19 protein-coding genes are annotated in these 23696 nt (G+C 43.4%); 11 read left to right on the top strand and 8 right to left on the bottom strand.

Features of this window, described 5'->3' with window-relative positions; genetic code table 11:
* Positions 1 to 413: 413 nt before the first annotated feature.
* The 3 genes from clpB to rluD form a co-directional block, all read right to left on the bottom strand.
* The gene (clpB, locus tag VEZ01S_RS12740; RefSeq protein ID WP_021714455.1) at positions 414 to 2990 is read right to left on the bottom strand and encodes an ATP-dependent chaperone ClpB; all 2577 of its coding nucleotides are present in this window, start codon (positions 2988 to 2990) and stop codon (positions 414 to 416) included.
* A 121-nt stretch (positions 2991 to 3111) separates the two neighbouring features.
* Positions 3112 to 3834, bottom strand: coding sequence for a peptidoglycan editing factor PgeF (pgeF, locus tag VEZ01S_RS12735; RefSeq protein ID WP_021714454.1), 723 nt, complete (start codon positions 3832 to 3834; stop codon positions 3112 to 3114).
* Positions 3835 to 3836: 2 nt separating this feature from the next.
* On the bottom strand, positions 3837 to 4811 hold the full coding sequence (rluD, locus tag VEZ01S_RS12730; protein WP_021714453.1) for a 23S rRNA pseudouridine(1911/1915/1917) synthase RluD: 975 nt from the start codon (positions 4809 to 4811) through the stop codon (positions 3837 to 3839).
* Between the two features lie 139 nt (positions 4812 to 4950).
* On the opposite strand from rluD, the gene bamD reads away from it, so the two are divergent.
* From bamD to yjjX, 5 genes are all read left to right on the top strand, one after another.
* Complete coding sequence (bamD, locus tag VEZ01S_RS12725; protein ID WP_040890888.1) at positions 4951 to 5676, top strand: outer membrane protein assembly factor BamD; 726 nt, start codon at positions 4951 to 4953, stop codon at positions 5674 to 5676.
* An 89-nt stretch (positions 5677 to 5765) separates the two neighbouring features.
* Complete coding sequence (locus tag VEZ01S_RS12720; protein ID WP_021714451.1) at positions 5766 to 7217, top strand: MltF family protein; 1452 nt, start codon at positions 5766 to 5768, stop codon at positions 7215 to 7217.
* 281 nt (positions 7218 to 7498) lie between these two features.
* Positions 7499 to 7846 carry a ribosome hibernation-promoting factor, HPF/YfiA family gene (hpf, locus tag VEZ01S_RS12715; protein WP_021714450.1) on the top strand — a complete coding sequence of 116 codons (348 nt, stop codon included), beginning with the start codon at positions 7499 to 7501 and terminating at the stop codon, positions 7844 to 7846.
* A 131-nt stretch (positions 7847 to 7977) separates the two neighbouring features.
* The gene (pheA, locus tag VEZ01S_RS12710; RefSeq protein WP_021714449.1) at positions 7978 to 9156 is read left to right on the top strand and encodes a prephenate dehydratase; all 1179 of its coding nucleotides are present in this window, start codon (positions 7978 to 7980) and stop codon (positions 9154 to 9156) included.
* Positions 9157 to 9158: 2 nt separating this feature from the next.
* Positions 9159 to 9674: an inosine/xanthosine triphosphatase gene (yjjX, locus tag VEZ01S_RS12705; RefSeq protein WP_021714448.1), complete on the top strand. Its 516-nt coding sequence runs from the start codon at positions 9159 to 9161 to the stop codon at positions 9672 to 9674.
* A gap of 28 nt (positions 9675 to 9702) precedes the next feature.
* On the opposite strand, the gene trpR is transcribed toward yjjX, so the two are convergent.
* Both trpR and sltY read right to left on the bottom strand, forming a co-directional pair.
* Positions 9703 to 9999 (bottom strand): trp operon repressor, encoded by a 297-nt coding sequence (gene trpR, locus VEZ01S_RS12700; RefSeq protein ID WP_021714447.1) that lies wholly within the window; start codon positions 9997 to 9999, stop codon positions 9703 to 9705.
* Between the two features lie 32 nt (positions 10000 to 10031).
* On the bottom strand, positions 10032 to 11954 hold the full coding sequence (sltY, locus tag VEZ01S_RS12695; protein ID WP_021714446.1) for a murein transglycosylase: 1923 nt from the start codon (positions 11952 to 11954) through the stop codon (positions 10032 to 10034).
* 216 nt (positions 11955 to 12170) lie between these two features.
* On the opposite strand from sltY, the gene ettA reads away from it, so the two are divergent.
* On the top strand, positions 12171 to 13838 hold the full coding sequence (ettA, locus tag VEZ01S_RS12690; RefSeq protein WP_021714445.1) for an energy-dependent translational throttle protein EttA: 1668 nt from the start codon (positions 12171 to 12173) through the stop codon (positions 13836 to 13838).
* A 69-nt stretch (positions 13839 to 13907) separates the two neighbouring features.
* On the opposite strand, the gene tyrA is transcribed toward ettA, so the two are convergent.
* Positions 13908 to 15038 (bottom strand): bifunctional chorismate mutase/prephenate dehydrogenase, encoded by a 1131-nt coding sequence (gene tyrA, locus VEZ01S_RS12685; protein WP_021714444.1) that lies wholly within the window; start codon positions 15036 to 15038, stop codon positions 13908 to 13910.
* A 16-nt stretch (positions 15039 to 15054) separates the two neighbouring features.
* Complete coding sequence (locus VEZ01S_RS12680) at positions 15055 to 16125, bottom strand: 3-deoxy-7-phosphoheptulonate synthase (protein ID WP_021714443.1); 1071 nt, start codon at positions 16123 to 16125, stop codon at positions 15055 to 15057.
* Positions 16126 to 16389: 264 nt separating this feature from the next.
* Between VEZ01S_RS12680 and VEZ01S_RS12675 the strand changes: the two genes are divergently transcribed.
* Positions 16390 to 18057, top strand: coding sequence for a sensor histidine kinase (locus VEZ01S_RS12675; RefSeq protein WP_021714442.1), 1668 nt, complete (start codon positions 16390 to 16392; stop codon positions 18055 to 18057).
* 11 nt (positions 18058 to 18068) lie between these two features.
* Positions 18069 to 18794, top strand: a complete 726-nt coding sequence (gene btsR / locus VEZ01S_RS12670; protein ID WP_021714441.1) for a two-component system response regulator BtsR — start codon at positions 18069 to 18071, stop codon at positions 18792 to 18794.
* Here btsR and nagZ read toward each other — a convergent pair.
* A complete protein-coding gene (gene nagZ, locus VEZ01S_RS12665) occupies positions 18768 to 19757 on the bottom strand; it encodes a beta-N-acetylhexosaminidase (protein WP_021714440.1) in 990 nt (329 codons plus the stop codon). The genes btsR and nagZ overlap by 27 nt on opposite strands.
* Before the next feature lie 93 nt (positions 19758 to 19850).
* Here nagZ and VEZ01S_RS12660 point away from each other — a divergent pair, with 93 nt between their 5' ends.
* The 3 genes from VEZ01S_RS12660 to VEZ01S_RS12650 all read left to right on the top strand — a co-directional run bounded on the left by VEZ01S_RS12660 (position 19851) and on the right by VEZ01S_RS12650 (position 23645).
* Positions 19851 to 20969, top strand: a complete 1119-nt coding sequence (locus VEZ01S_RS12660) for an anhydro-N-acetylmuramic acid kinase (RefSeq protein ID WP_021714439.1) — start codon at positions 19851 to 19853, stop codon at positions 20967 to 20969.
* 8 nt (positions 20970 to 20977) lie between these two features.
* On the top strand, positions 20978 to 21877 hold the full coding sequence (gene murQ, locus VEZ01S_RS12655; RefSeq protein ID WP_021714438.1) for an N-acetylmuramic acid 6-phosphate etherase: 900 nt from the start codon (positions 20978 to 20980) through the stop codon (positions 21875 to 21877).
* Between the two features lie 253 nt (positions 21878 to 22130).
* The gene (locus VEZ01S_RS12650; RefSeq protein ID WP_021714437.1) at positions 22131 to 23645 is read left to right on the top strand and encodes a hypothetical protein; all 1515 of its coding nucleotides are present in this window, start codon (positions 22131 to 22133) and stop codon (positions 23643 to 23645) included.
* Positions 23646 to 23696 lie beyond the last annotated feature (51 nt).

The raw sequence follows: 23696 nt of genomic DNA, 5'->3' as shown, positions 1-23696 counted from the left end.
ATTCTTTTCATATAGAAAGGAGAACGATAATGAATTGACTGTGCTCGATACCGAAGTATCAAATTGGTCACTCAGTTCATTGATAAATCTTTTCGATTATCATCAACGAGTGCCCACACAGATTGATAGGTTTAAATTGTTAAAGAGCTTTGCTTTCAAGGGTTACCCCTTTGAGCGAGTGGTGTATTCTAATGAGATAATTATCAGTGTCAACCACTTTTTATTAATCATTTCATCTTTTTAGCACCACTTGTTGTCAGCGAAGTTTATCGTGACAACGGAGGCGCATTATAAGAATAAAACGCCCCCTGACAACCCCTAAAATGCAGTTTTTTAAATAAAACTGTTTGGTTGCCTGTTTTTCAATCAAAGCAACCGTTTTCGTCGGTTTTATAAGCGAATAATAAGCGTCATTAGCTTTGTTTCGCTACGATGTCCTCGCCTTCAACCATTAACTCAATCACTTGTCCTGGTACAAATTTCCCAGAAAGTAGTGATTTAGCTAATGGATTTTCAACATATTGTTGGATTGCACGTTTTAGTGGTCTTGCCCCATAAACAGGATCAAAGCCAATTTGCGCAATTTTATCCAATGCTTCATCACTAATAGACATTGGGTAATCTTTCGCTTCCAAACGTTCTACCAATGCTTGCAACTGAATAGACGCAATATTGCGAATGTGTTTCTGTGCTAATGGATGGAATACCACACTTTCATCCACTCTATTTAGGAACTCGGGGCGGAAATGGTTTTTCACCACATCCATCACTTGTTCTTTCATCTGAGCGTATGAGCTTTCACCAAATCCTGCATGGATTTCTGTTGAGCCTAGGTTAGACGTCATGATCAATACGGTGTTTCTGAAATCAACAGTACGACCTTGCCCATCAGTTAAGCGTCCATCATCTAATACTTGTAATAAAATATTGAATACATCTGGATGCGCCTTCTCTACTTCATCAAGCAAAATAACAGAATAAGGACGACGTCTTACTGCTTCAGTAAGGTAACCGCCTTCTTCATAACCAACATAGCCCGGAGGCGCGCCCACTAGTCGAGCCACAGAATGTTTTTCCATGAACTCTGACATATCAATGCGCACCATTGCCTCTTCACTATCAAATAGGAAGTGAGCCAATGTTTTACACAGTTCGGTTTTACCTACCCCAGTTGGACCTAAGAATAAGAAAGAACCAATCGGTTTGTTTGGATCGGACAATCCCGCTCGGCTACGGCGAATGGCATCGGCCACCGCACTTACCGCTTCGTTTTGACCAATCACTTTTTGGTGTAGATCTTCTTCCATACGCAAAAGTTTGGATTTTTCTGCTTCCAACATTTTAGCGACCGGAATACCGGTTTGTTTGGATAGCACTTCGGCAATTTCTGCATCCCCTACTTTGTTTTTCAGTAAGGTCAGTTCTTTTTGCTCTGCATCAGAGGCTAACTGCAACTGTTTTTCCAAATCCGGAATACGACCGTATTGCAATTCAGACATACGATTCAGATCGCCTGCTCGACGGGCAAATTCAATGTCTAAACGAGCTTGCTCTAGTTCAGCTTTGATATCTTGCGTGCCAGATAGTGAGGCTTTTTCTGCTGTCCATACTTCATCTAGCTCAGCATATTGGCGTTCTTTGTCTGATAACTCTTCGTTGATCAAGGCAACCCGTTTACGGCTGGCATCATCATCTTCTTTATTGAGCGCTTGTTGCTCCATTTTCAATTGGATGATTTTACGATCGAGTTTATCCATCGCTTCCGGTTTTGAATCGATCTGCATACGAATAGAAGACGCCGCTTCATCAATCAAATCGATGGCTTTATCAGGAAGCTGACGATCAGACACATAGCGATGTGACAAGGTGGCCGCCGCTACGATCGCCGGATCGGTAATATCAACATGGTGGTGAAGTTCATACTTCTCTTTTAAACCACGTAAAATAGCGATGGTGTCTTCAACACTAGGCTCATCCACCAGCACTTTTTGGAAACGACGTTCCAGTGCCGGATCTTTTTCGATGTATTGTCTATGTTCATCCAGTGTTGTTGCGCCCACGCAGTGTAAATCACCACGCGCTAGAGCCGGTTTTAGCATATTACCGGCATCCATTGCGCCGTCGCCTTTACCTGCGCCCACGACGGTGTGCATTTCATCAATGAACAAAATGATATTGCCATTTTCTTGGGCTAGTTCGTTAAGCACCGCTTTTAAACGTTCTTCAAATTCACCGCGATATTTAGCACCTGCAATCAGTGCCCCCATATCTAAAGAAAGAACTCGACGTCCTTTTAGTCCTTCAGGGACTTCGTCATTGATAATTCGTTGTGCTAAGCCTTCAACGATAGCGGTTTTACCCACACCGGGTTCACCGATAAGCACAGGGTTATTTTTGGTTCTGCGTTGCAATACTTGAATGGTGCGACGAATCTCATCATCACGACCAATAACAGGGTCGAGTTTGCCTTGCTCGGCACGTTCAGTCAGATCAATAGTGTATTTGCTGAGTGCCTGTCTTTGATCTTCTGCATTAGGATCATCGACCTTTTGACCACCGGTGATCTTTTCGATGGCATCGATGATTTTCTTCTCGGTAACCCCTTGCGCTTTCAGCATTGGTCCAAGTTGGCTACTGTCGTTAATTGCGGCTTGTAAAAATAGCTCTGAAGAGATATAGCTATCATTGCGTTTTTGCGCAAATTTATCACACAGGTTCAGTAATTTAGTCAGCGCAGAAGACACCTGCACATCAGCAGACATACCGCTGACTTTAGGGAAGTGGTTTAACTTATCAGAAAGTTGTGCACGCAATTGAACGAGATCGACTTTCAACATTGTTAAAAGCGGCCTTACACTTCCCCCCTCTTGATCCAGTAGAGATAATAAGAGGTGTGTAGGTTCTATGTATTGATGATCTCGACCTACAGCCAAGGATTGGGCATCTGAAAGGGCGGCTTGAAATTTGCCAGTTAGTCGATCATAACGCATATTGGCCTCCTGAGAGCAATTGATGACTAGAGTACCAACCGTTGTAAATTCATGATTGGTATACTGATCATATGGGTGCTTTTGGCGCTAATTTCAAGTGTTATGAAAGAAAGAGAATGTGTTATTCAATCCAAATAAAGCTAGATTGACGACCTGTTGAGGCTTGTCTGCGATAGGAAAAGAAACGCTCTTGATCTTGGTAAGTACATAAGCCAGATAGCGAGATGTGATCGCAACCTGCTCTTTGTAATCGTAATTTAGCCAATAGAGGAAGATCGGCCATCCACTTACCCGGTTTGTGTTGATGAAACGCGATCGCATCATCGCTGTTGATTTGGATAAACTGCTCTCGGACTTCATCGCCCACTTCAAAAGCATCCAAACTAATGGCTGGGCCAATCCAAGCGACGACAGGGCCTGCAAAGTGACTCAAGGTATTTTCTAAAATCCCTCCCACTAAGCCGCGCCAACCAGCATGTGCACTGGCTACTTGTGTTCCATCAGCACTGGCAAATAATACTGGTAAACAATCCGCGGTCATAACGCTACACACTACACCCGGCACTGAAGTTACAAGCGCGTCAGCTTCGATAGTTTCGGTCGTTGGCTCGGTTAACTCAACCACTGTTGTGGAGTGAGTTTGATTCATCCATACAGGAGGTGACGGCATATTGCTTAATTGAGCGAGATGATCGCGGTTTTTCTGCACCGTAACCGGATCATCATTAACATGCATCCCTAAATTGAGACTGGCAAAATCGCCCACAGAAAAGCCACCTTTGCGAGTGGAGCTAATGGACTTTACGCAATTTGCTACGTTCCAATTGGGATGCAAGTAACTCATGATTAATATTCGTCTTCGTAGTTGTCGCGCATATCTTGGCGCAGCGCTTCAGCCATCTCAATCATGTCATCAGGAACAGGAGCATGAAATTGCATTTCTTCGCCTGTTGTTGGATGCACAAACTTCAGCATAACCGCGTGTAGAGCCTGACGATCAAAACTGCGGATCATCGTGGTCAGTTCTTCTGTTGCGCCTTTTGGAATACGTGCACGACCACCATAAGCGATATCACCTAGCAGTGGATGTTGTAAGTAAGACATGTGCACACGAATTTGGTGAGTACGGCCTGTTTCTAGACGTAGTCGAATACGTGTGTGCTCACGGAAACGCTCAGCAACACGATAGTGGGTGATTGCTGGCTTACCGAATTCACTGACAGCCATTAAGACGCGTTTGGTTGAGTGACGTCCGATGGCTTTATCAACCATGCCACCCGCGGTCATTTTACCAATCGCTATTGCTTCGTATTCACGAGTAATACGACGTTTTTGCAAGGTACGCACTAAACGAGTTTGAGTAGGGACATTTTTAGCCACTACCATCAAACCTGTGGTGTCTTTATCAAGACGATGCACGATACCTGCACGTGGTACTTCAGCGATTTGAGGGTAATGATGCAATAATGCATTCAATACCGTACCGTCTGGAGTACCCGCACCTGGGTGAACCACTAAACCTCTAGGCTTATTGATCACTAACAGATCTTCATCTTCATAAACAATGTCTAAAGGGATGTCTTGAGCTTCCCATCGTTCTTCATCTTCGATTTCTGCCAAAACAACAATGTCCTCACCACCCATTACCCTAACGCGAGCTTTTGTGACAACGGCACCATCAACGCTGACTTTTCCGGCGAGTAACCATTCTTTTAAACGCGAACGGGAAAACTCATCGAACAATTCTGCGATGGCCTGGTCTAGGCGTTGACCTAGTTGACTCTCTTTTACGGTACTTTTTAATTCTATCTGCTGGGCCATATCTAACTTTTTAAAAAACAGTGGGACTAATGCTTGTTTATATGAAAAAATAAGCGTTTCCGTTATTGTATCTGCTTACTCGCCGATTGTAACGGCAACCTAGGAAATAATTTAATTGAGCATGGCTTCACGTTTTAATATGAAACATCAAACTCTAGTCGGCCTTTTGTCTGCTATGTTGCTTTTCGGATGCAGCAGTAGCGATGACATTGTACCCGATGTACCACCTTCACAATTGTATGCAGATGCTCAGACTTCACTCCGAGCTGGCTCTTGGTCGTCTGCTGTAGAAAAGCTAGAGGCACTAGACTCTCGCTATCCGTTTGGCCCGTATTCAGAGCAAGTACAGCTGGATCTTATCTATGCGTACTACAAAAATGATGAGCTCCCGTTGGCATTGGCCACCATTGAACGTTTCACTCGCTTAAACCCCACTCATGAAAAATCAGACTGGGTGTTATATATGCGCGGTTTAACTCATATGGCGCAAGATAGAAACTTTTTGCATGACTTGTTCAATATTGATCGTTCCGATCGAGATCCTGAACCTGTAAAGCAAGCTTTTTCTGACTTCAAACGCTTATTACAACGTTACCCAGCCAGTGCCTATGCCGAAGATGCTGAACAACGCATGATTGCCTTGAAGAAGCGTCTTTCTGAGTATGACTACGCTACTGCGGATTTTTACATTCGCCGTAAAGCTTGGATTGCAGCAATTAATCGCTGTCAAGAAATCCAACGCAGTTACCCGGATACAGAAGCTGCACGCAAATCATTACGCCTACAACTTATCGCCTATCAAGAACTTAATTTGGACGATGCCGTTGCTCGAACAGAAAAACTGATTGAGCTAAATCCGCTTTAAGTGTTAAATTTAAGAAGCGAGATGTTAAATATTTAACATCTCGCTGTGGTGCTTCGACCACTTTTTCATAAACCAACACGGAATGTTGTATGAAAAATCTTATTATTGGGCTACTTGCCTCTGCTCTGCTGTCTTTACCGACACAAGCACTTGAACTGTCTCCAATACAAAAAAATACCTATATTGGTGACTATAAGGTTATCAAAGAGAAGGGCGTAGTCCGTGCTCTTGTAGCCGCTGATCTGGGCTTTTACTACGTTGAAGGAGGCCGGCCAAAGGGGATTATTGCCGAGCAACTTCATCACTTTGAGCTCAGTTTGAAAAAAAAGCATCCTTACATGCGGGTAAAAATCATACCTGTCACTCGCGATGCGCTATTTGATGCTTTAAATAATGGACAAGGCGATGTTGCCATTGCCAATCTAACCATCACCGACAAACGTAAAAAAGTTGTCGATTTTAGTACTCCTATCCTCACTGGAGTCAATGAGTTATTCCTAACCCACAAATCTCATAAACCGATCACTTCAGCTGAGCAAGTCAGTGGTACGGAAGTGTGGATCCGGGCAAGCTCTAGTTACTTTGAAAGCATTCAAGCCTTAAATAAACAACTCTCTAGCAATGGACACATTCCAGTGCGGGTGAACTTTGTTCAGGAAAGCTTACAAGATCTGGAGTTGGTTGAACTGGTCAATCAAGGTTTGATTGCCGCAACGATCATTGACAGTCACAAAGCGAGCTTATGGCTAAATGTAATGAAGAACATTCAAGTTCATGAGCAACTCCCTATCCGTCGTGATGCACAAATCGCTTGGGCTTTGCGCCATAATAACCCTGAGTTTAAGCAAGTCATCAATGGCTACTTAAAAACAGCCAAACAAGGCACGTTACTGGGGAATGTCATTTATAAGAAGTACCTGCAAGATACACGCTGGTTAACCCGTGCATTAAATCCGAAAAAAATGGCTAAATTAGAAAGTTTATCGAATCTATTTGAACGCTATGGACAAGAATATCAAATTGATTGGGTGATGCTTTCAGCACAAGCATTCCAAGAGTCAGGTTTAGACAATAGTAAAGTATCGCACAGAGGTGCGGTAGGCATAATGCAAGTCCTCCCCGCCACAGCAAAAGACCCCTATATCAACATTCCTAATATCAAACCAGTGGAAAACAACATTCATGCTGGAACTAAGTATCTGAGGTTTATTCACGATAGGTACTTTAGTGACCCTGATATCAATGAAAGCAATAAGGTTTACTTCAGCCTTGCCTCATACAATGCAGGGCCGGCCAAAATACGCAGAATGCGAGCTTTGGCACTAAAGCAAGGGTACGACCACAATATTTGGTTTAATAATGTCGAGATTGTAGCCCGTCGAAATATAGGTCGGGAGCCCGTGCAATACGTGGCGAATATCAATCGCTATTACACCATTTATAAACAACTTGGAGAGATCCAAAGTGAGCGAGAAGAATTGCACAGCGATTTAAATCAACAAATAAGTCCAGTGCAATTGATCTTCGATACATCAGACTAAATAAATTGACTTACTGATAATCGAACCAATACGCTCAAAATACAGTAGACACGCATAAAAAAGGCACTCAGAGTCAGTAACTCGAAGTGCCTTTATCCATTCAAATTTGACATTAAATACACGTATCGGCAAGGATTTTCTTGCAAACCTATGCAAAAAATCACAAACATTCGGTCCAACTTTTCAATGGCTGATTAACGTGATCCTAGTCGCAAATATTTTTTATCAAAGTCGTAATCTGAACCTAACGAAGATTGTTTTACACAGAGGAAACGCACTATATGAAAATGAATATTACTGGCAAAAACATTGAAATTACCTCTGCAATTCGCTCTCACATTGAAGAGAAATTTAAAAAACTAGAAAAATGGCAAGTCGATATTATTGGTTGTCATGCGAGCTTCCAAGAAGAGCCTAATAAAAATAAACGATTTGAAGCTGTCATCAGTGTACCGAAAGGGCAATTAGTTGCTTCCGCCGTTCATGCCGACTTATACGTCGCAGTGAACGAAGTTGAACAAAAATTGGAACGACAACTCAATAAGCTTCGTCATAAACCAGAAGCAAGACGTGCCAGCCACTCAGACGCTCCTGTTGAACCAGAAGAGCCTATCGTCGAAGAAGCTTAATTAAGCCAACCTAAAATCTAACTTATAAAAAACAGCGCCCTTTTGGCGCTGTTTTTGCTTGACCCTAATTCCCGCCATAGCTTATTGTGATCTATAACTCTCTTTGCAATCACCATTTAAAGGAATTAGGAATGGCTGAAACACCACTTTCTCTCGACGATATTCGCAATCGCCTCAATGTTCTTGATGATAAACTACTCAGTTTACTCTCTGAACGTCGTAATTTGAGTTTAGAAGTAGCGAAAAGCAAAGTGGAGACGTCAAAGCCAGTCAGAGATGCCGATAGAGAACAACAACTGTTGGTTAAGCTCATCAATAATGGCAAAGAAAAATACCAACTGGATGCGGAATACATCACGAAGGTGTTTTACACCATCATTGAAGATTCAGTATTACTGCAACAGGCTTACCTGCAAAACTTGGTTAACCCTGCCTTGCAACGCAAGCCCCATGCGCGTGTTGCCTTCCTTGGTGCCAAGGGGTCCTATTCCCACTTAGCCAGTCAAGACTACTTTAGCCGTCGCAATACAGATCTGATTGAACTTAATTGTGAGTCTTTTAAAGAGGTGACTAAAACGGTTGAATCCGGTCATGCTGACTATGGTGTATTGCCAATAGAAAACACCAGCTCAGGTTCTATCAATGAAGTGTATGACTTACTGCAGCAAACAACCTTGTATATTGTAGGTGAGCTGTCTCAACCGATTGAGCACTGCTTACTTTCTACTGAAGATGTACGCTTAGAAGAGATTAAGACCATCTATTCTCACCCTCAGCCACATCAGCAATGCAGTGACTTTTTAGGCCGCCTAAAAGGCACGACACTGGAAACTTGCGCCAGCACTGCTGATGCAATGTTAAAAGTTAAAGAACTCAACCGTCCTGATGCTGTGGCGATTGGTAATGCGCTGAGTGGCAAGTTGTATGGCTTACAAAACGTGCAAGGCAACATTGCCAACCAAACAGAAAACCATACCCGATTTATCGTCGTAGCACGTAAAGCGTTCAGCGTTTCTGATCAAATTCCAGCGAAAACCACATTGATTATGTCTACCTCACAAGAGGCGGGCTCACTAGTGGAAACCTTATTAGTACTGCAACGCCACAACATCAATATTACGAAACTGGAATCTCGTCCTATTATGGGGAACCCTTGGGAAGAGATGTTCTACATGGATTTAGAGACACACTTAAACTCTAGCGCCGCTCAGTCTGCGATCAACGAGCTGGTGAAAATTACTCGTTATCTAAAAGTACTCGGCTGTTACCCAAGTGAGAACATTAAACCTACTCATGTAAAAATGTCTTAAAGATGAAAAAAGTTATCGTAGCGTCTTTAAACCCGGCCAAGATCAAAGCGGTAGAAAGTGCTTTTTGTGAAGTATTTCCAGAGCAATCGTTTCATTTTGAAGGTGTGAGTGTTGCTAGTGGGGTACGCGATCAACCCATGTCTAATGAAGAGACTAAACTCGGTGCTCAGACTCGAGTAAACAACGCTAAGCAAGTGATCAATGATGCGCAATACTATGTGGGTCTAGAAGCCGGTATTGAAGGAAATGCAACGTTTGCATGGATGATTATTGAGTCCGAAACTGTACACGGTGAATCACGCTCATCAAGCCTTATGCTGCCCAATAAAGTGCTGGATTTAGTCAGGCAAGGAAAAGAGTTGGGTCATGCGATGGATGAAATGTATGGCACCACCAATATCAAACAAAAAGGCGGCGCGATTGGAATATTGACCAACAACCGTTTAAGCCGCAGTAGTGTTTACCATCAAGCACTGATTTTGGCGCTGATTCCTTTCAATAATCCAGACGCCTTTTAAATTCACGTCTGGATCTATTCCATTAATTTTATTCGATAAAAGGTTTCAGAAGACGAGAAACAAGTTGTTGCTCTTCTTCTGAACGCCCTTTTAACTCGTTTGAACCTCGAGTCACCGTTGCTATCCCTACCCCTAAGTCTTGACTGATCTGCCGTTGTGAACAAGATTCATTCAATAACTTATGCAGTATTTTCGCTCTAGTCACTAACGCTTCTTTTTCGTCGGGTGTCAGCATGATTGACAACAATGTTTGATGCTCATCTTGCTCAGCGGCTTTAGCGATAGTGACGAGTAGTTTTTGCCACTCTTGATCTATTGGGTTCATAACGTGTCTGCTTATTCTCTAAAACTCTCTTATTAATACTTCATTTCAGACTCTAAGTCAGATAAAAATGGCCCCTTTTTATTTAAGATATCGCGATAATACACCTCAAACATCAAGATATTTTTAATGTAGCCTCGAGTCTCTTTAAACGGAATTGACTCAATATAAGAATACACATCAACCTTACCCCCCGTTCTTTCACGCCACAGTTGCACTCGATTAGGACCGGCATTATACGCGCCAAAAGCCAGCACTCGATTTCCATTGTAATCGTCTAACAAGCCCGCTAAATACTGACTGCCTATCTCAATATTTTTACTCACATCAAACAAGTCATCAGCACCGCTGTATTCAATGTTATAGCTCTTAGCTGTAGAAGCGGCCGTCTTCGGCATAATCTGCATTAGACCTCGCGCACCAACCGGGGATTGAGCGTCAATATCCAAGCCACTTTCTTGTCGAGCCAACGCCATCAAAGTAATAGGATCAACGTCGTGTTTCTTGGCATAGAAGTTAAACCACCACTGATGCGCAATAGGGAAGCGCAAACTGATGTGATCCCACATTTTGCCTTCAATCGTAGCCATGACTAATAGATGGTTCCAATGATGCTTCGCTGCATATTGGGCTAAGAGCTTTTTTTGCTCCGAGCTAGAACGGGCTAACAGCCAACGCCACTCACGTTTTGCCGCAGTAATTTTGTCGACCGCGATAAGTTCCTTAATACGAGCCAACGAGGTAGAGAATCCCTCGATAGAGGCATCTTGTTGCGTTGGCATTAAGGTGTTGTATTGAATAGGCTGTTCTAAATAATCAGCAGCAGCAATGCTGTAAAAACTTCGATGACCAAGAAGAGCTCGCATACGGCTCTTACCCTCACTCACCTGCCCCAAAGCAATTTGAGCGCGTGCTTTCCAATATTGCCAACGCTTCGAGTTTTTCTCTTTGCTAGGTAATCTTTCAATCCAAGTATCGAGTCCTTGCCAATCTTGATGTTGAATAGCCAAACGCGCTCGGCGTTCTAACCATTTCGGGTTGTGGCTCTTTAATAGCGTGTCATCACGCCATTTGGCTAACTTAGTATCATCCGTATTGATTAAGCTATAGGCAATATAATCCGCGCTGTCTTGGTATTCTTTGTCGGTGAATTGCTGAGCTTTAGCGACCTCATCAAGTACGCTAATCGCCAATTGCGGGTTTGCATCTTGATAGGTAATGCGCTTTAAGGTTGCCATAGCCACTTTCTTATTCAGTGCCGAGCGGGCTTGAGAGGTGGCGAATGACGCTATTTGAGTATTATCCTGATAAAGCTGATAAATGGCTTGCGCATTGGCTTTTGCTTGCTCAGATTCTGGCAAATCTTGTAGGTAGTTAAGCAAACTTCGGTTACGACTAGAAAACGCCAGCCCCATTCGTTGCAATATTAAGGTGTCTTTACGTAGCCCAGCTTCGTCCCAAGCTTTGAAAAGTTCATTACACTCTTTCGCAATGCTCGAACCGCTTAGCCATAACTTGGATGCCCCTTTAAAGGCGTCGACCGTTTTCCCCATTTGATACTGTGCAAAATAATAACTGCACTGATAGCTTTGCATACGTGGTTTTTGCGGTTGAAAATGATAAAAACCTTGCCAATCTTTGGCCTTGACCAAAGCATCTAAATACGCGCCTCGAATAGATTGAGAGAACGGGTATTGATGATGAGTTTTTATGTATTGCTCCACCTCTGTGGGAGTTCGCTTATCGAGATCAAGCATATAAATACGATAATCGAGATAAGGGGTCAGAGGGTAATCATCAAGCTGTTTTCTTAGTACCTGATACTGCGGAATGTCCCGGTTGGTAATTAGAGTTTGAGCCTGATCATAGGTCTCTCTTTGTTGCTCGAGTGTCATCGCTGAGACAGAGAGTGACACCACCCCAATCCCAACTCCTAACCATTTAATCAATACTGACATGCGTCTCTCTTTGTGGCGATGCTTATAATGTATTTTCTTATATTCATAATACGCAACAAATGATGATATTTGTAAGAATCAGGTAAATTACTATTTAGGGTTTCAACAACTCAAGATTTTGCGCCACATACGGTAACAAAAATGGATTGCATAGTATAAAATAAGGCTTTGTCTCTAGGGTCTGTAGACCCCCACACAACACAGGATCTCTAGGTAATGGCTGAATACGTCTATACCATGTCTCGGGTGAGCAAAATCGTGCCACCAAAACGTCAAATCCTTAAAGATATTTCCCTTAGCTTTTTCCCAGGCGCAAAAATTGGCGTATTGGGTTTAAACGGTGCAGGTAAATCAACGCTTTTACGCATCATGGCCGGTATCGATACTGATATTGATGGCGAAGCTCGTCCACAAGCAGGACTAAATGTAGGCTACCTACCACAGGAGCCGAAATTAGATGAGTCGAAAACCGTACGTGAAATCGTAGAAGAAGCGGTTTCTGATGTAGCTGGCGCCATGAAACGTTTAGATGAAGTGTATGCAGCCTACGCAGAACCAGATGCTGATTTTGATGCTCTCGCTAAAGAGCAAGGCGAGCTGGAAGCATTAATTCAAGCGAAAGACGGCCACAACCTTGAAAACTCACTAGAGCGCGCGGCCAACGCACTGCGTCTTCCTGAGTGGAATCAAAAAATTGAACACCTTTCGGGTGGTGAGCGTCGTCGTGTGGCCATTTGTCGTCTGTTACTTGAAAAACCAGACATGCTACTACTAGACGAACCGACCAACCACTTGGATGCCGAGTCTGTAGCATGGCTAGAGCGCTTCCTCGTTGACTATACAGGAACCGTAGTGGCGATTACGCACGACCGTTACTTCCTAGACAACGCAGCAGGTTGGATTTTAGAACTTGACCGTGGTGAAGGTATCCCATGGGAAGGTAACTATACTTCTTGGCTTGAGCAAAAAGATGCTCGTCTACAGCAAGAAGCGTCTCAAGAAAGTGCTCGTCAAAAAACCATCGAGAAAGAGTTGGAATGGGTTCGTCAAAACCCTAAAGGTCGCCAATCTAAATCTAAAGCTCGTATGGCTCGCTTTGAAGAACTGCAAAGTGGCGATCGTCAAAAACGTAACGAAACCAACGAACTCTTTATCCCACCTGGTGAACGCCTAGGTGACAAAGTCTTGGAAGTTAAGAACCTGACCAAATCATTTGACGGCCGTGTGCTTATCGATGATCTTTCGTTCTCTATGCCAAAAGGCGCTATTGTCGGTATTGTCGGCGCGAACGGTGCCGGTAAATCCACACTATTCAAAATGCTCAGCGGCAGCGAGCAACCAGACTCTGGCAGCATTGAGCTTGGTGAAACAGTGAAACTGGCATCCGTTGAACAGTTCCGCGATAGCATGGATGACAGCAAAACTGTGTTCCAAGAGATCTCAGAAGGTGCTGACATCATCAAGATCAACAACTTTGAAATTCCAGCGCGTGCTTACTGCTCACGCTTTAACTTTAAAGGCTCAGATCAACAAAAAGTAATTGGTCAGTTATCTGGTGGTGAGCGTAACCGTGTTCACTTAGCAAAACTGCTAAAAGCTGGGGGCAACGTACTCCTTCTCGATGAACCAACCAATGACCTTGATGTTGAAACACTGCGTGCACTAGAAGAGGCTCTACTCGAGTTCCCTGGTTGTGCAATGGTGATCTCGCATGACCGTTGGTTCCTTGACCGTATCGCCACTCATATCATCGATTACCGTGATGAGGGACAGGTGAACTTCTACGAAGGGAACTACAACGAATATATGGAATGGCTGAAGAAGACTCTGGGCCCAGAAGCGGCTGAACCTCATCGCATTAAGTACAAGCGAGTAGTGAAGTAACCCGTTTCTTACCAATAGCAAAAAGGTCGCAATATGCGACCTTTTTTACTGTCTGAAACTGATTTAAGATTAACTGTCTCTTTGAATGGAGTCATTGGCTTGTTTAAGCAAAGTTTGACTCTCACTCATAAATTGTTGTGAGTAATCACCAAACCAATCTGACACTGAATTAAATTGTTCGATAAATGCAGATTTGTCGTGCTTATCCAGTAGAGTCAGTGCCTCACCGAATCGAGCGTGGAAACGCTTTATCATCTCAACGTTCTCTTCGGAAGATAAAATAATGTCACCGTAGAGATCAGGATCTTGAGCAAACAATCGGCCTACCATCGCCAGTTCAAGACGATAAATTGGCGAACTCAGTTTAAGCAAAGTATCAATATTTGGATTTTCTTTACTCAAATGCAAACCGTATGCAAATGACGTAAAGTGACGTAATGCTTGGATAAGCGTCATTCCATGGTCATGATGTTCCGCCTCCATCGGGCAAAGACTCGCTCCCCAGATTGAAAACTGTTGTAACAACCATTGATAGTGCTCTGCACCTCGCCCATCACAATGCACAATCACCTGCTTTGCAAGGCTTGGTACATCAGGGCCAAACATTGGGTGTAAACCTACAACAGGCCCTTGGTGCACATTGAGCATAGCCTGTAGTGGCTTCGCTTTTATAGAAGTAAAGTCACACAAAATACAGTCTTGCGGTAAGTTGTCTAACTTAGCGATCACTGACTCTGTTTTGTTGATTGGCACAGTGACTACCACCAGCCCTGCATTTTTAAACAGAGCATCCGCTTCGTGCCAATTTTTACTGCCTAAGACTTTGACCTTATAACCAGAAAGATCAAACATCTTTTTAAATAAGCCACCTAGCTGACCATTACCACCGATAATGACGACGTCACCTAAGTCAGGGTTTAAACATTTAAACCCTGAGTCTTTTTCACTAGCGTAGGACTCTCGCATGACTCTGCGTAGGATATCTTCAATAAGTTGAGGTGGTATGCCTCGCTTTTGAGCTTCTTGTCGGCGCGACGCCAACATTGCTGCTTCTCGCTCTGGTACGTAGATAGGAAGGCCATGTTCACTCTTCACCTCCCCGACTTCTTCGACCAACTTAAGTCGCTGCTCAAGTAGATCCAGCATTTGCTTATCAACTGAATCAATCTTATCTCTTAAACCCTGAAGTTCCTTTGCCATGTTTGTACTCTACTACTTACTTAATTCTATCGTGTAAAATTGGGATTAGCTCTTCACGAGCTTTCAGCAATAGTGCCTCAGTTGAGTCCCAATTGATACAAGCATCAGTAATAGACACACCGTATTGCAATTGATCCAATGGAATATCAGTACCTTGGTTACCTTCATGAATGTTACTTTCAATCATCAAACCAATAATAGATTTGTTGCCTTCACGAATTTGTTGGATAGCATCCGCAGCAACCAATGGTTGGCGACGGAAGTCTTTGCGTGAGTTAGCGTGGCTACAGTCAATCATTAACGCAGCATCCAGACCCGCTTTTGCCAATTCTTCTTCACACTCGCGTACCGATACTGAATCGTAGTTGGTTTGCTTACCGCCACGTAGAATTACGTGACCATCAGGATTACCTTTAGTTGTTAATAGAGCAACTTGGCCTTCACGGTTAATACCGATAAAACGGTGGCTAGAAGATGCCGCTTGCATTGCATTAATCGCTGTAGAAAGGCTACCGTCAGTACCATTTTTAAAGCCTACAGGCATTGAAAGGCCACTTGCCATTTCACGGTGAGTTTGTGACTCCGTAGTACGAGCACCAATTGCAGACCAGCTAAACGTATCCGCTAGGTATTGAGGGCTGATTGGATCAAGCGCTTCGGTTGCCAATGGGATACCCATATCTGCTAATTCAACCAACAGCTTTCTCGCAATATGCAAACCATGTTCGATATCAAAAGAACCGTCCAAATGCGGGTCATTGATAAGCCCTTTCCAACCAACCGTTGTACGAGGTTTTTCAAAGTAAACACGCATCACCAATAATAGTTGGTCACCCACAACATCAGACAACGCTTTTAAACGCTTAGCGTATTCTTTTGCCGCTTCTACATCATGGATAGAACAAGGACCACATACCACTAATAGACGATGATCTTTTTTGTCGACAATATTGGCAATAGTTTCACGTGATTGCTGAACAAACTGGCGTGCAGTTTCACTCAACGGGATCTTTCTTTTTAGCTCTTCAGGAGTAATAAGAATTTGTTCTTGGCTGATATTAACGTTACTGAGTTCGCTGCGTTGCATAGTGTCACCGTAAATAATTTTGTACGTAATTTCTAAGATATGTTTCAACAATACCCGAAAATAAGATTAAAGCAAGGCTTTTGTACGTAATTTATTACACTACATGTAAACTATAATTTACACGGCGGTTTGTAGTGTTTGTTTTCTAAGGGTTAAGCCTCTTTCTTAGCGGAAAATAAAAGTCAGTATTCACAAGCGCTATCACTGTATTACTGGTGGCTATCTATACAATTAAGCCTACCTGATCTTAATCTTACTCCCGACATGGAACTCATTCTCTCTTTACTGCAGCAAATGTGTGTCTACCTCATGGTGGCGTATACCTTAAGCAAAACCCCACTGGTCATCCCTTTACTGAATATTTCAGAAAGGCTGAGCCACAAGTTCATCTGTTACGTGATGTTTTCACTATTTTGTATTCTGGGGACCTATTTTGGACTGCAAATTGGGGATGCCATTGCCAATACTCGAGCGATTGGCGCTGTACTAGGTGGGATATTTGGCGGACCAATAGTGGGCTTTGCTGTGGGCCTGACGGGAGGTTTACATCGTTATTCTATGGGCGGTTTCACCGATGTTGCCTGCGCCATTTCTACCACTACCGAAGGGCTGATTGGTGGACTGGTGCATATGTACATGCTGCGAAAAGGTAAAGTGGATCGTCTGTTTAGCGCCACCATCGTCTTTAATGTCACTTTGATAGCGGAAGTGGTTCAGATGATCATTATTGTCATCGTGGCTAAACCGACATCTCAAGCAATTAACTTGGTGGAGTCCATCGCCATTCCGATGATTTTAGCCAACTCTCTCGGTGCGGCATTCTTTATCAGTATTTTACGAGATCGACGAGCTATTTTAGAAAAATACTCATCCAACTACTCTCGACGTGCACTCAATATTGCTGAACGTTGCGTTGGCCTGCTAGCGGATGGGCTCAACAGCAACAGCGCACAAAAGATCGCGCACATTATTCAAGATGAAACAAAGGTCGGTGCCGTTGCGATTACAGACAAGGAAAAAATACTCGCCTTTGAAGGCATGGGATCGGATCACCATATCCCTAATACCCCGATATCTTCTGAGTACACTCTTACTTCAATTAAAGAGCAACGCATTATCTATCTCGATGGTAGGAAAAGCCCATATCAATGCTCACTATCACCTGAGTGTAAACTAGGATCCGCGCTGGTTATTCCTTTAATTGCAGCTGATAAAGTCATCGGCACCATCAAGCTCTATGAACCTAGAGTTAAGTTGTTTTCTTCGATCAATACCACGATGGCAAAAGGTATTGCTGAGCTACTTTCTCGGCAGATCTTATACAGTGAATACCAACAAAAAAAGATGCTGCTGTCCCAAGCTGAAATCAAGCTGCTGCACGCTCAGGTCAATCCGCATTTTTTGTTCAATGCTCTCAATACGATCAGTGCGATTACTCGTCGCGATCCAAATAAGGCTCGTGAGTTAATCCAACATCTTTCACAGTTTTTCCGCGGTAATCTGAAGAGAAATACCGAATTTGTTACTCTCAAAGAAGAACTCGCTCACGTCAATTCTTACCTTACGATAGAAAAGGCACGCTTTGTCGATCGCTTAGAAGTCGATATTGATATTGCAGAACATTTACTTGAGCAGATGATGCCCAGTTTTACTTTGCAACCCTTAGTAGAGAATGCCATCAAACACGGGGTATCTAATCTTTTAGACGGTGGAGTGGTAAAAATCTATAGCTGTGAAGATAAAAAAGGGTTTCGAATTACCGTAGAAGACAACGCTGGCCGTTATAAACCTGACAGCAAAGATCAAACAGGTCTTGGGATGCACATTGCAGGAAAACGGCTCACCAACTACTTTGGTGAACAGCATCAACTACGAGTGGAGTGTAAACCTAAACACTACACTCGGATGAGTTTTACCATTCCCAAACCATAATGAGAACAATAATGCTTACCGCCCTTGTGATTGATGATGAGCTATTTGCGAGAGAAGATCTCATCGACTTTATAGAGCAAACCCAGCAGATCGAAGTGATCGCTCAAGCAGGAAATGCGATCCAAGGGCTGCAAAAAATTAATACTCTCAAGCCCGATGTCGTCTTTTTGGATATACATATGCCGCAAGTCTCCGGAATCGAGCTATTGAGTATGCTCGATCCTGAGAATATGCCAGCAGTCGTCTTTGTGACGGCCTACGATCAATACGCATTACAGGCATTTGAAGATAACGCTTTTGATTATCTACTCAAACCTATTGATCCGGCCAGACTGAATAAAACCATCTGTCGTCTCAATAAGCGATTTAAAAAGCAACTGCCGCCAGTAGACTTATCCAGCATTACACCGGCAACCCTTGATCAAGTTCCTTGCTCTGGTCACAACCGTATAATGTTAATTCCCATAGACGATATTGAAGTGGCATACAGTGACTTTAGTGGTGTGAACATTCAAACCGCGCAGCACACCACCAGCAGCCAACTGACTTTGAAGGTACTAGAAGAAAAAACGCCCCTCATACGTTGCCATCGACAATATTTGGTCAGCACGAAAGCCATTCGAGAAATCAAACTCCTAGAGCAAGGATTAGCGGAGATTGTGACTATGAGTGGCTATCATGCTCCCGTCAGTCGACGGTATTTAAAAGTATTAAAAGAGAAGCTCGGCTTTAGCTAGCGCAGCTGTTGCCTCTTTCCACTGTCTGCTTAAACGTAACTCATCCATAGTAAATGACACTTTCTTTATTAGTGTCGATGCATTGAGAACTTGAGTGACAGGCAAAGTATCAATAATTTCAATCGCACTATTGCGATTATTACACATCAATATCATGTCACAGCCAGCTCTTAGGCTTTGTAGTGCCTTCTCTACTGGCCCTCCCATAACGTCAGCCCCTTCCATGTTCAGATCATCAGAGAAAATCAAACCTTGAAAAGCAAGCTGTTCGCGCAATACTTTTTTGAGCCAATACTGAGAGCCGCTGGCGGGCTTATCGTCGTATTCTGGGTACACCACGTGCGCTGGCATCATTGCATCTAACAGTCCAGCCTCAATCTGAGCTCGAAAGATAGCCATATCAGTGTCAAAAATCGTATTTCTTGTATCGACTGGCGTTTCTTTATGAGAATCGGCAATGACGCCACCATGGCCTGGGAAATGTTTACCCGTGGTTGCCATCCCTGCTTGTTTCATACCTAACATAAACGCAGAACTGTGCTTAAGTATGGTTGCTTTATCTTCACCAAACGCTCTAGACCCTATCGCCAGACATTGATGACCTTGGTCTAGCACTGGAGCAAAACTTAGGTCAATACCATGTGCCATGACCTCTGCGGCCATTAACCAACCCGCTTGTTTAGCGAGCTCATCACCATTGGTTTTAGAGGCAAATGTTTGTGCTGCAGGGATACGAGTAAACCCTTCTTTGAAACGTTGCACACGCCCACCTTCTTGGTCAACACCAATTAAGATAGGACGTTTAGCAGCAGCACGAATTGATTCAGTTAATGCCTGTAACTGATTGTTATCATGGTAATTACGAGTGAATAGAATAACCCCGCCAACCATAGGATGTTGTAGGATCTCTTTCTCTTCGGCATCTATTTCATAGCTGTTAACATCAAGCCATAACGGGCCCATTTTTAATCCTTATTCGTATATCTAATGTGGCATTCACAGAGTATTCAGTTTATTGTATTTTGACAATCAAAGAACGGATCAAATATCTCAAATATGGATAAAAAAGAGCTCTATATTGGTATCATGTCGGGAACTAGCCTAGATGGTGTAGACCTTGCTCTAGCCCACTTTGATCAAGGGGTGACGCACTGTTTAGATACCTTTGAATACCCCTTGCCGGAAGCACTTAAACAACAGACTCTACAAGTGTGTCAGGGACAACCCACCACCTTAAAAGTACTGGGGGAGTTAGACCATCAATTTGCCCTACTATACGCAGAAGCAAGTAATGCCTTCTTAAAGCATCTAAAACTCCAAGCCAGTGACATCACCGCCATAGGTTGCCACGGGCAAACCGTCTATCATCAACCGACCGGTGTGCATCCATTTACCACTCAGATCGGCGATGCTAATCTCATTGCTATCAAGACAGGCATAACAATCGTCGCAGACTTTAGACGCAAAGATATGGCACTCGGTGGGCAAGGTGCACCGCTGGTTCCTGCTTATCATCAAACGCTCTTCCCAACTTCAAACAGCTGTAAAATCGTGCTCAATATTGGAGGTATTGCCAATATTTCAGTCCTTCAACCTACTGGAGAAGTACTCGGCTATGATACGGGTCCAGGCAATATGTTGATGGATGCATGGGTGAAAAAACATCTTCATTTACCCTTTGATCGTGAGGGGGAGTTTGCCTTAAGTGGTCAAGTGAATTCATCACTGATTGAATGCTTGATGCAAGACGCTTACCTACAACAGTCGCCTCCTAAAAGTACAGGCAGAGAGCACTACAATTTGGCTTGGCTAGAACACATACTCGGTCAACTTAATGACGTATTGCCAGCGGAAGACGTGCAGGCAAGTCTGCTGGAGTTTACCGCACGATCCATAGCGGATCAGTGTCAGCTCTATCAAAGTCAACACCAAGACCAATTGTTGGTTTGTGGTGGAGGAGCAAACAACCCCGCTCTTATTGAGCGCTTACAAGCACTATTGCCACAATGGCAAGTGAATACGACTGACTCGCAAGGTATTAGTGGCGATTATATGGAAGCACTCGCGTTTGCTTGGCTCGCCTATCGACGCATTCACAACCTGCCAAGCAATTTACCCAAAGTTACAGGGGCGAGTAAAGCAACGTCACTGGGCATCATCTACCACGCAGAATAGGCTTCACCATGTCACAAACCACATTAATTGATACGCTTGCTAAATTGGTTTCCGAAAATAGAAACCCGAACACCATGCAGATCGATACCCTAAGCACTTTAGAGATCGTCGAAAAGATGAACCAAGCAGACGCAGAAGTGCCTGTCGCGATACACAAAGAGCTGCCACACATTGCCAAAGCAGTCGATGCTATTTACCACGCATTTACTCAAGGCGGGCGCCTAATCTATATCGGTGCAGGGACCAGTGGACGACTTGGAGTGCTGGATGCATCTGAGTGTCCACCGACATTCAGTGTTGATAAAGAGATGGTTGTAGGCGTGATTGCCGGTGGTAAAGAAGCCATGTTCCAAGCTCAAGAAGGGGCGGAAGATAGCCTGACTTTAGCCGAGCAAGATTTAAAAGCACTAGTACTAACCGCACAAGATGTCGTAGTCGGAATTGCCGCCAGTGGCCGAACTCCCTATGTCATCGGCGGCTTAAAGTACGCGAATGACATGCAAGCTACCACTATCTCCATTTCTTGTAATCCCAACTCTGACATCGCCTCCAATGCCGATATTGCAATTTCACCGATTGTCGGGCCTGAAATATTAACCGGCTCAACTCGTCTAAAAGCAGGAACGGCACAAAAGCTGGTCTTAAACATGCTTTCCACCGCCAGCATGATAAAAATTGGTAAGGTTTATCAAAACCTTATGGTGGATGTAAAACCAACCAATAAGAAACTGGTCGCCAGAGCCGTTCGTATTGTCATGCAAGCGACTGACTGTGATGAACATAGCGCTAAGGCGCTATTAGAGGAAGCTGAAATGAATGTGAAACTGGCCATTATGATGCAACTCAGCGGAAAAAACCGTGTTCAAGCGGCCACCCTGCTAAGCCAACAGCAAGGGTTTATTCGCTAAAAGAACCATATAGAATACATCATTAACTACCCTGCTTTGTTCAGAGAATGTCAGGGTAGATTAATATCATGTAAATTCGCGAAGGAAAATAACTTCTCAATTTTAATTGTTGCTTGATCTAGTTCACAAAAATAAACTTTATCACAACAAGAAAACATCAATGTCGTTTGATATTTCATATTAAAGTTCTGCCCAGCGCCGTGCTTTTGAAATAAAACAAACGTCATTTTATGAGCAATTGAGAAGAGGTTCTATGCAATTCAATACATCAAAACTGGCTTTAGCGACATTAATAGCAAGTGCTATCGCACTGAGTGGCTGTCATGACTCAAAACATCATGAAAAGAAGTCAATCAAAGGTCCTGAAGATGGTGAACTCGCAAGCCTACCTCTCAATAAAGATGAGACTGCTCGTAAACAAGATTTAATGTTAATTGCAGGTTTAGACGCAGCAATGGCATCCGCTTATGCGAAAGACCCTCAAGCGACTCAAGAGATCTTAGCGAAAGCAGAAAAAGAACAGCACTCTGATATTGCAACCGCATTCCCAGGTTCTACTGCCGGCCTTATTCCGTTTGCATTGCAAGCTGAGTTGTCTTCTATCCAACACGCTATGGGTTGGCCTGAATACAATGAAACACTGAACTCTATTAAAGATTTCATGCAAGAGCTTAGCAGTGCTAAAGGCACTCCTGTATTTACATTAGGTGCAGACTTCCCGTACACCAAAAACTTAAATGGTGATACATATGACTGGAATGAATTAGCCGTCCAAATTCACTACCTGAACACTCACCTTGATACTAAGATTACTTCTGACAATGGTACTAAGAAAAGCATTCGTGAGAACCTACAAGACTATTACACTGGCGATATCAACGCTTCTGTATCTGCTATTCCGCCAATTCCGCAAACAGCGACCAATGGTGTAACTACAGCAAAAACCGTTACCGCAACAGATCTAAAATCTCAGCTAGAAGCTAAATTCTACCTAGATGAGCAAGATGCTAAATTAGTCGTTGAGAAGGCAAGTAAAGATCCTAAAATTGCGGCTAATATTCAAAAAATGCTCGCGACAGCAGACACAGATCTTATCTTCCACGGCACTAACCCTGCTGAGTTTGAGTTTGTTTCTCCTGCGACGAACAATACTCCTGGATACATTCAAACGAACTGGACACCAGAGCTAAAAGCACGCTTTAAACGCATCTTTGGTGAAGTGATGTTCTTATACAATACGCCAGAGTTTGCTACCGAGTTTGATAATGGTAATAACATGGCAATGCTTGATAAAGCCACTCAAGGTCAGCCTGGTCCGTTTAACACTTCAATGCCGGGAAGCTACGCGCAATTAAAAGCAGATTCTCTAGCAACCACTGAAAGCCACAAACTAAAAGTGGTTTTATCAGGCAGCAAATCTGGTTTTGACTACGGTATGGCCGCGGCAAAAGGCTCGCAGCAAAAAGTAGTAATGACCGTTGAAGAAGACACACTACTGCATGCCGGTTTTGGTCAAGTACCATTGGTAGCGCATGAGTTTAGCCACACTTGGGGCTACGCACATGATCCTGTCAATGAAACTATGCTAAAACCAAATAACATTCCTTACTACATTCAGTTCATTATGGGTTATAACAGAGACCTTACCGCGCTGTGTGGTGACGCTCAATGTAACGCGAATACCAAAGCTGACTTAGGTAGCCCAACACTGACTTGGGGTAATCCAAATAGTATCCAAGTAGAGTACTTTGGCTTTAACACCTTCTAAGACAGAAGCTTATAAAAACCGGGCAGTTCATTGAACTGCCCGGTTTTCTTT

Origin of the sequence: Vibrio ezurae NBRC 102218 (assembly GCF_000467185.1) — a bacterium.
Taxonomy (GTDB): domain Bacteria; phylum Pseudomonadota; class Gammaproteobacteria; order Enterobacterales; family Vibrionaceae; genus Vibrio; species Vibrio ezurae.
Note: the sequence above shows the minus strand (reverse complement) of the source record. Positions and strands in the feature narration are given on the sequence as shown.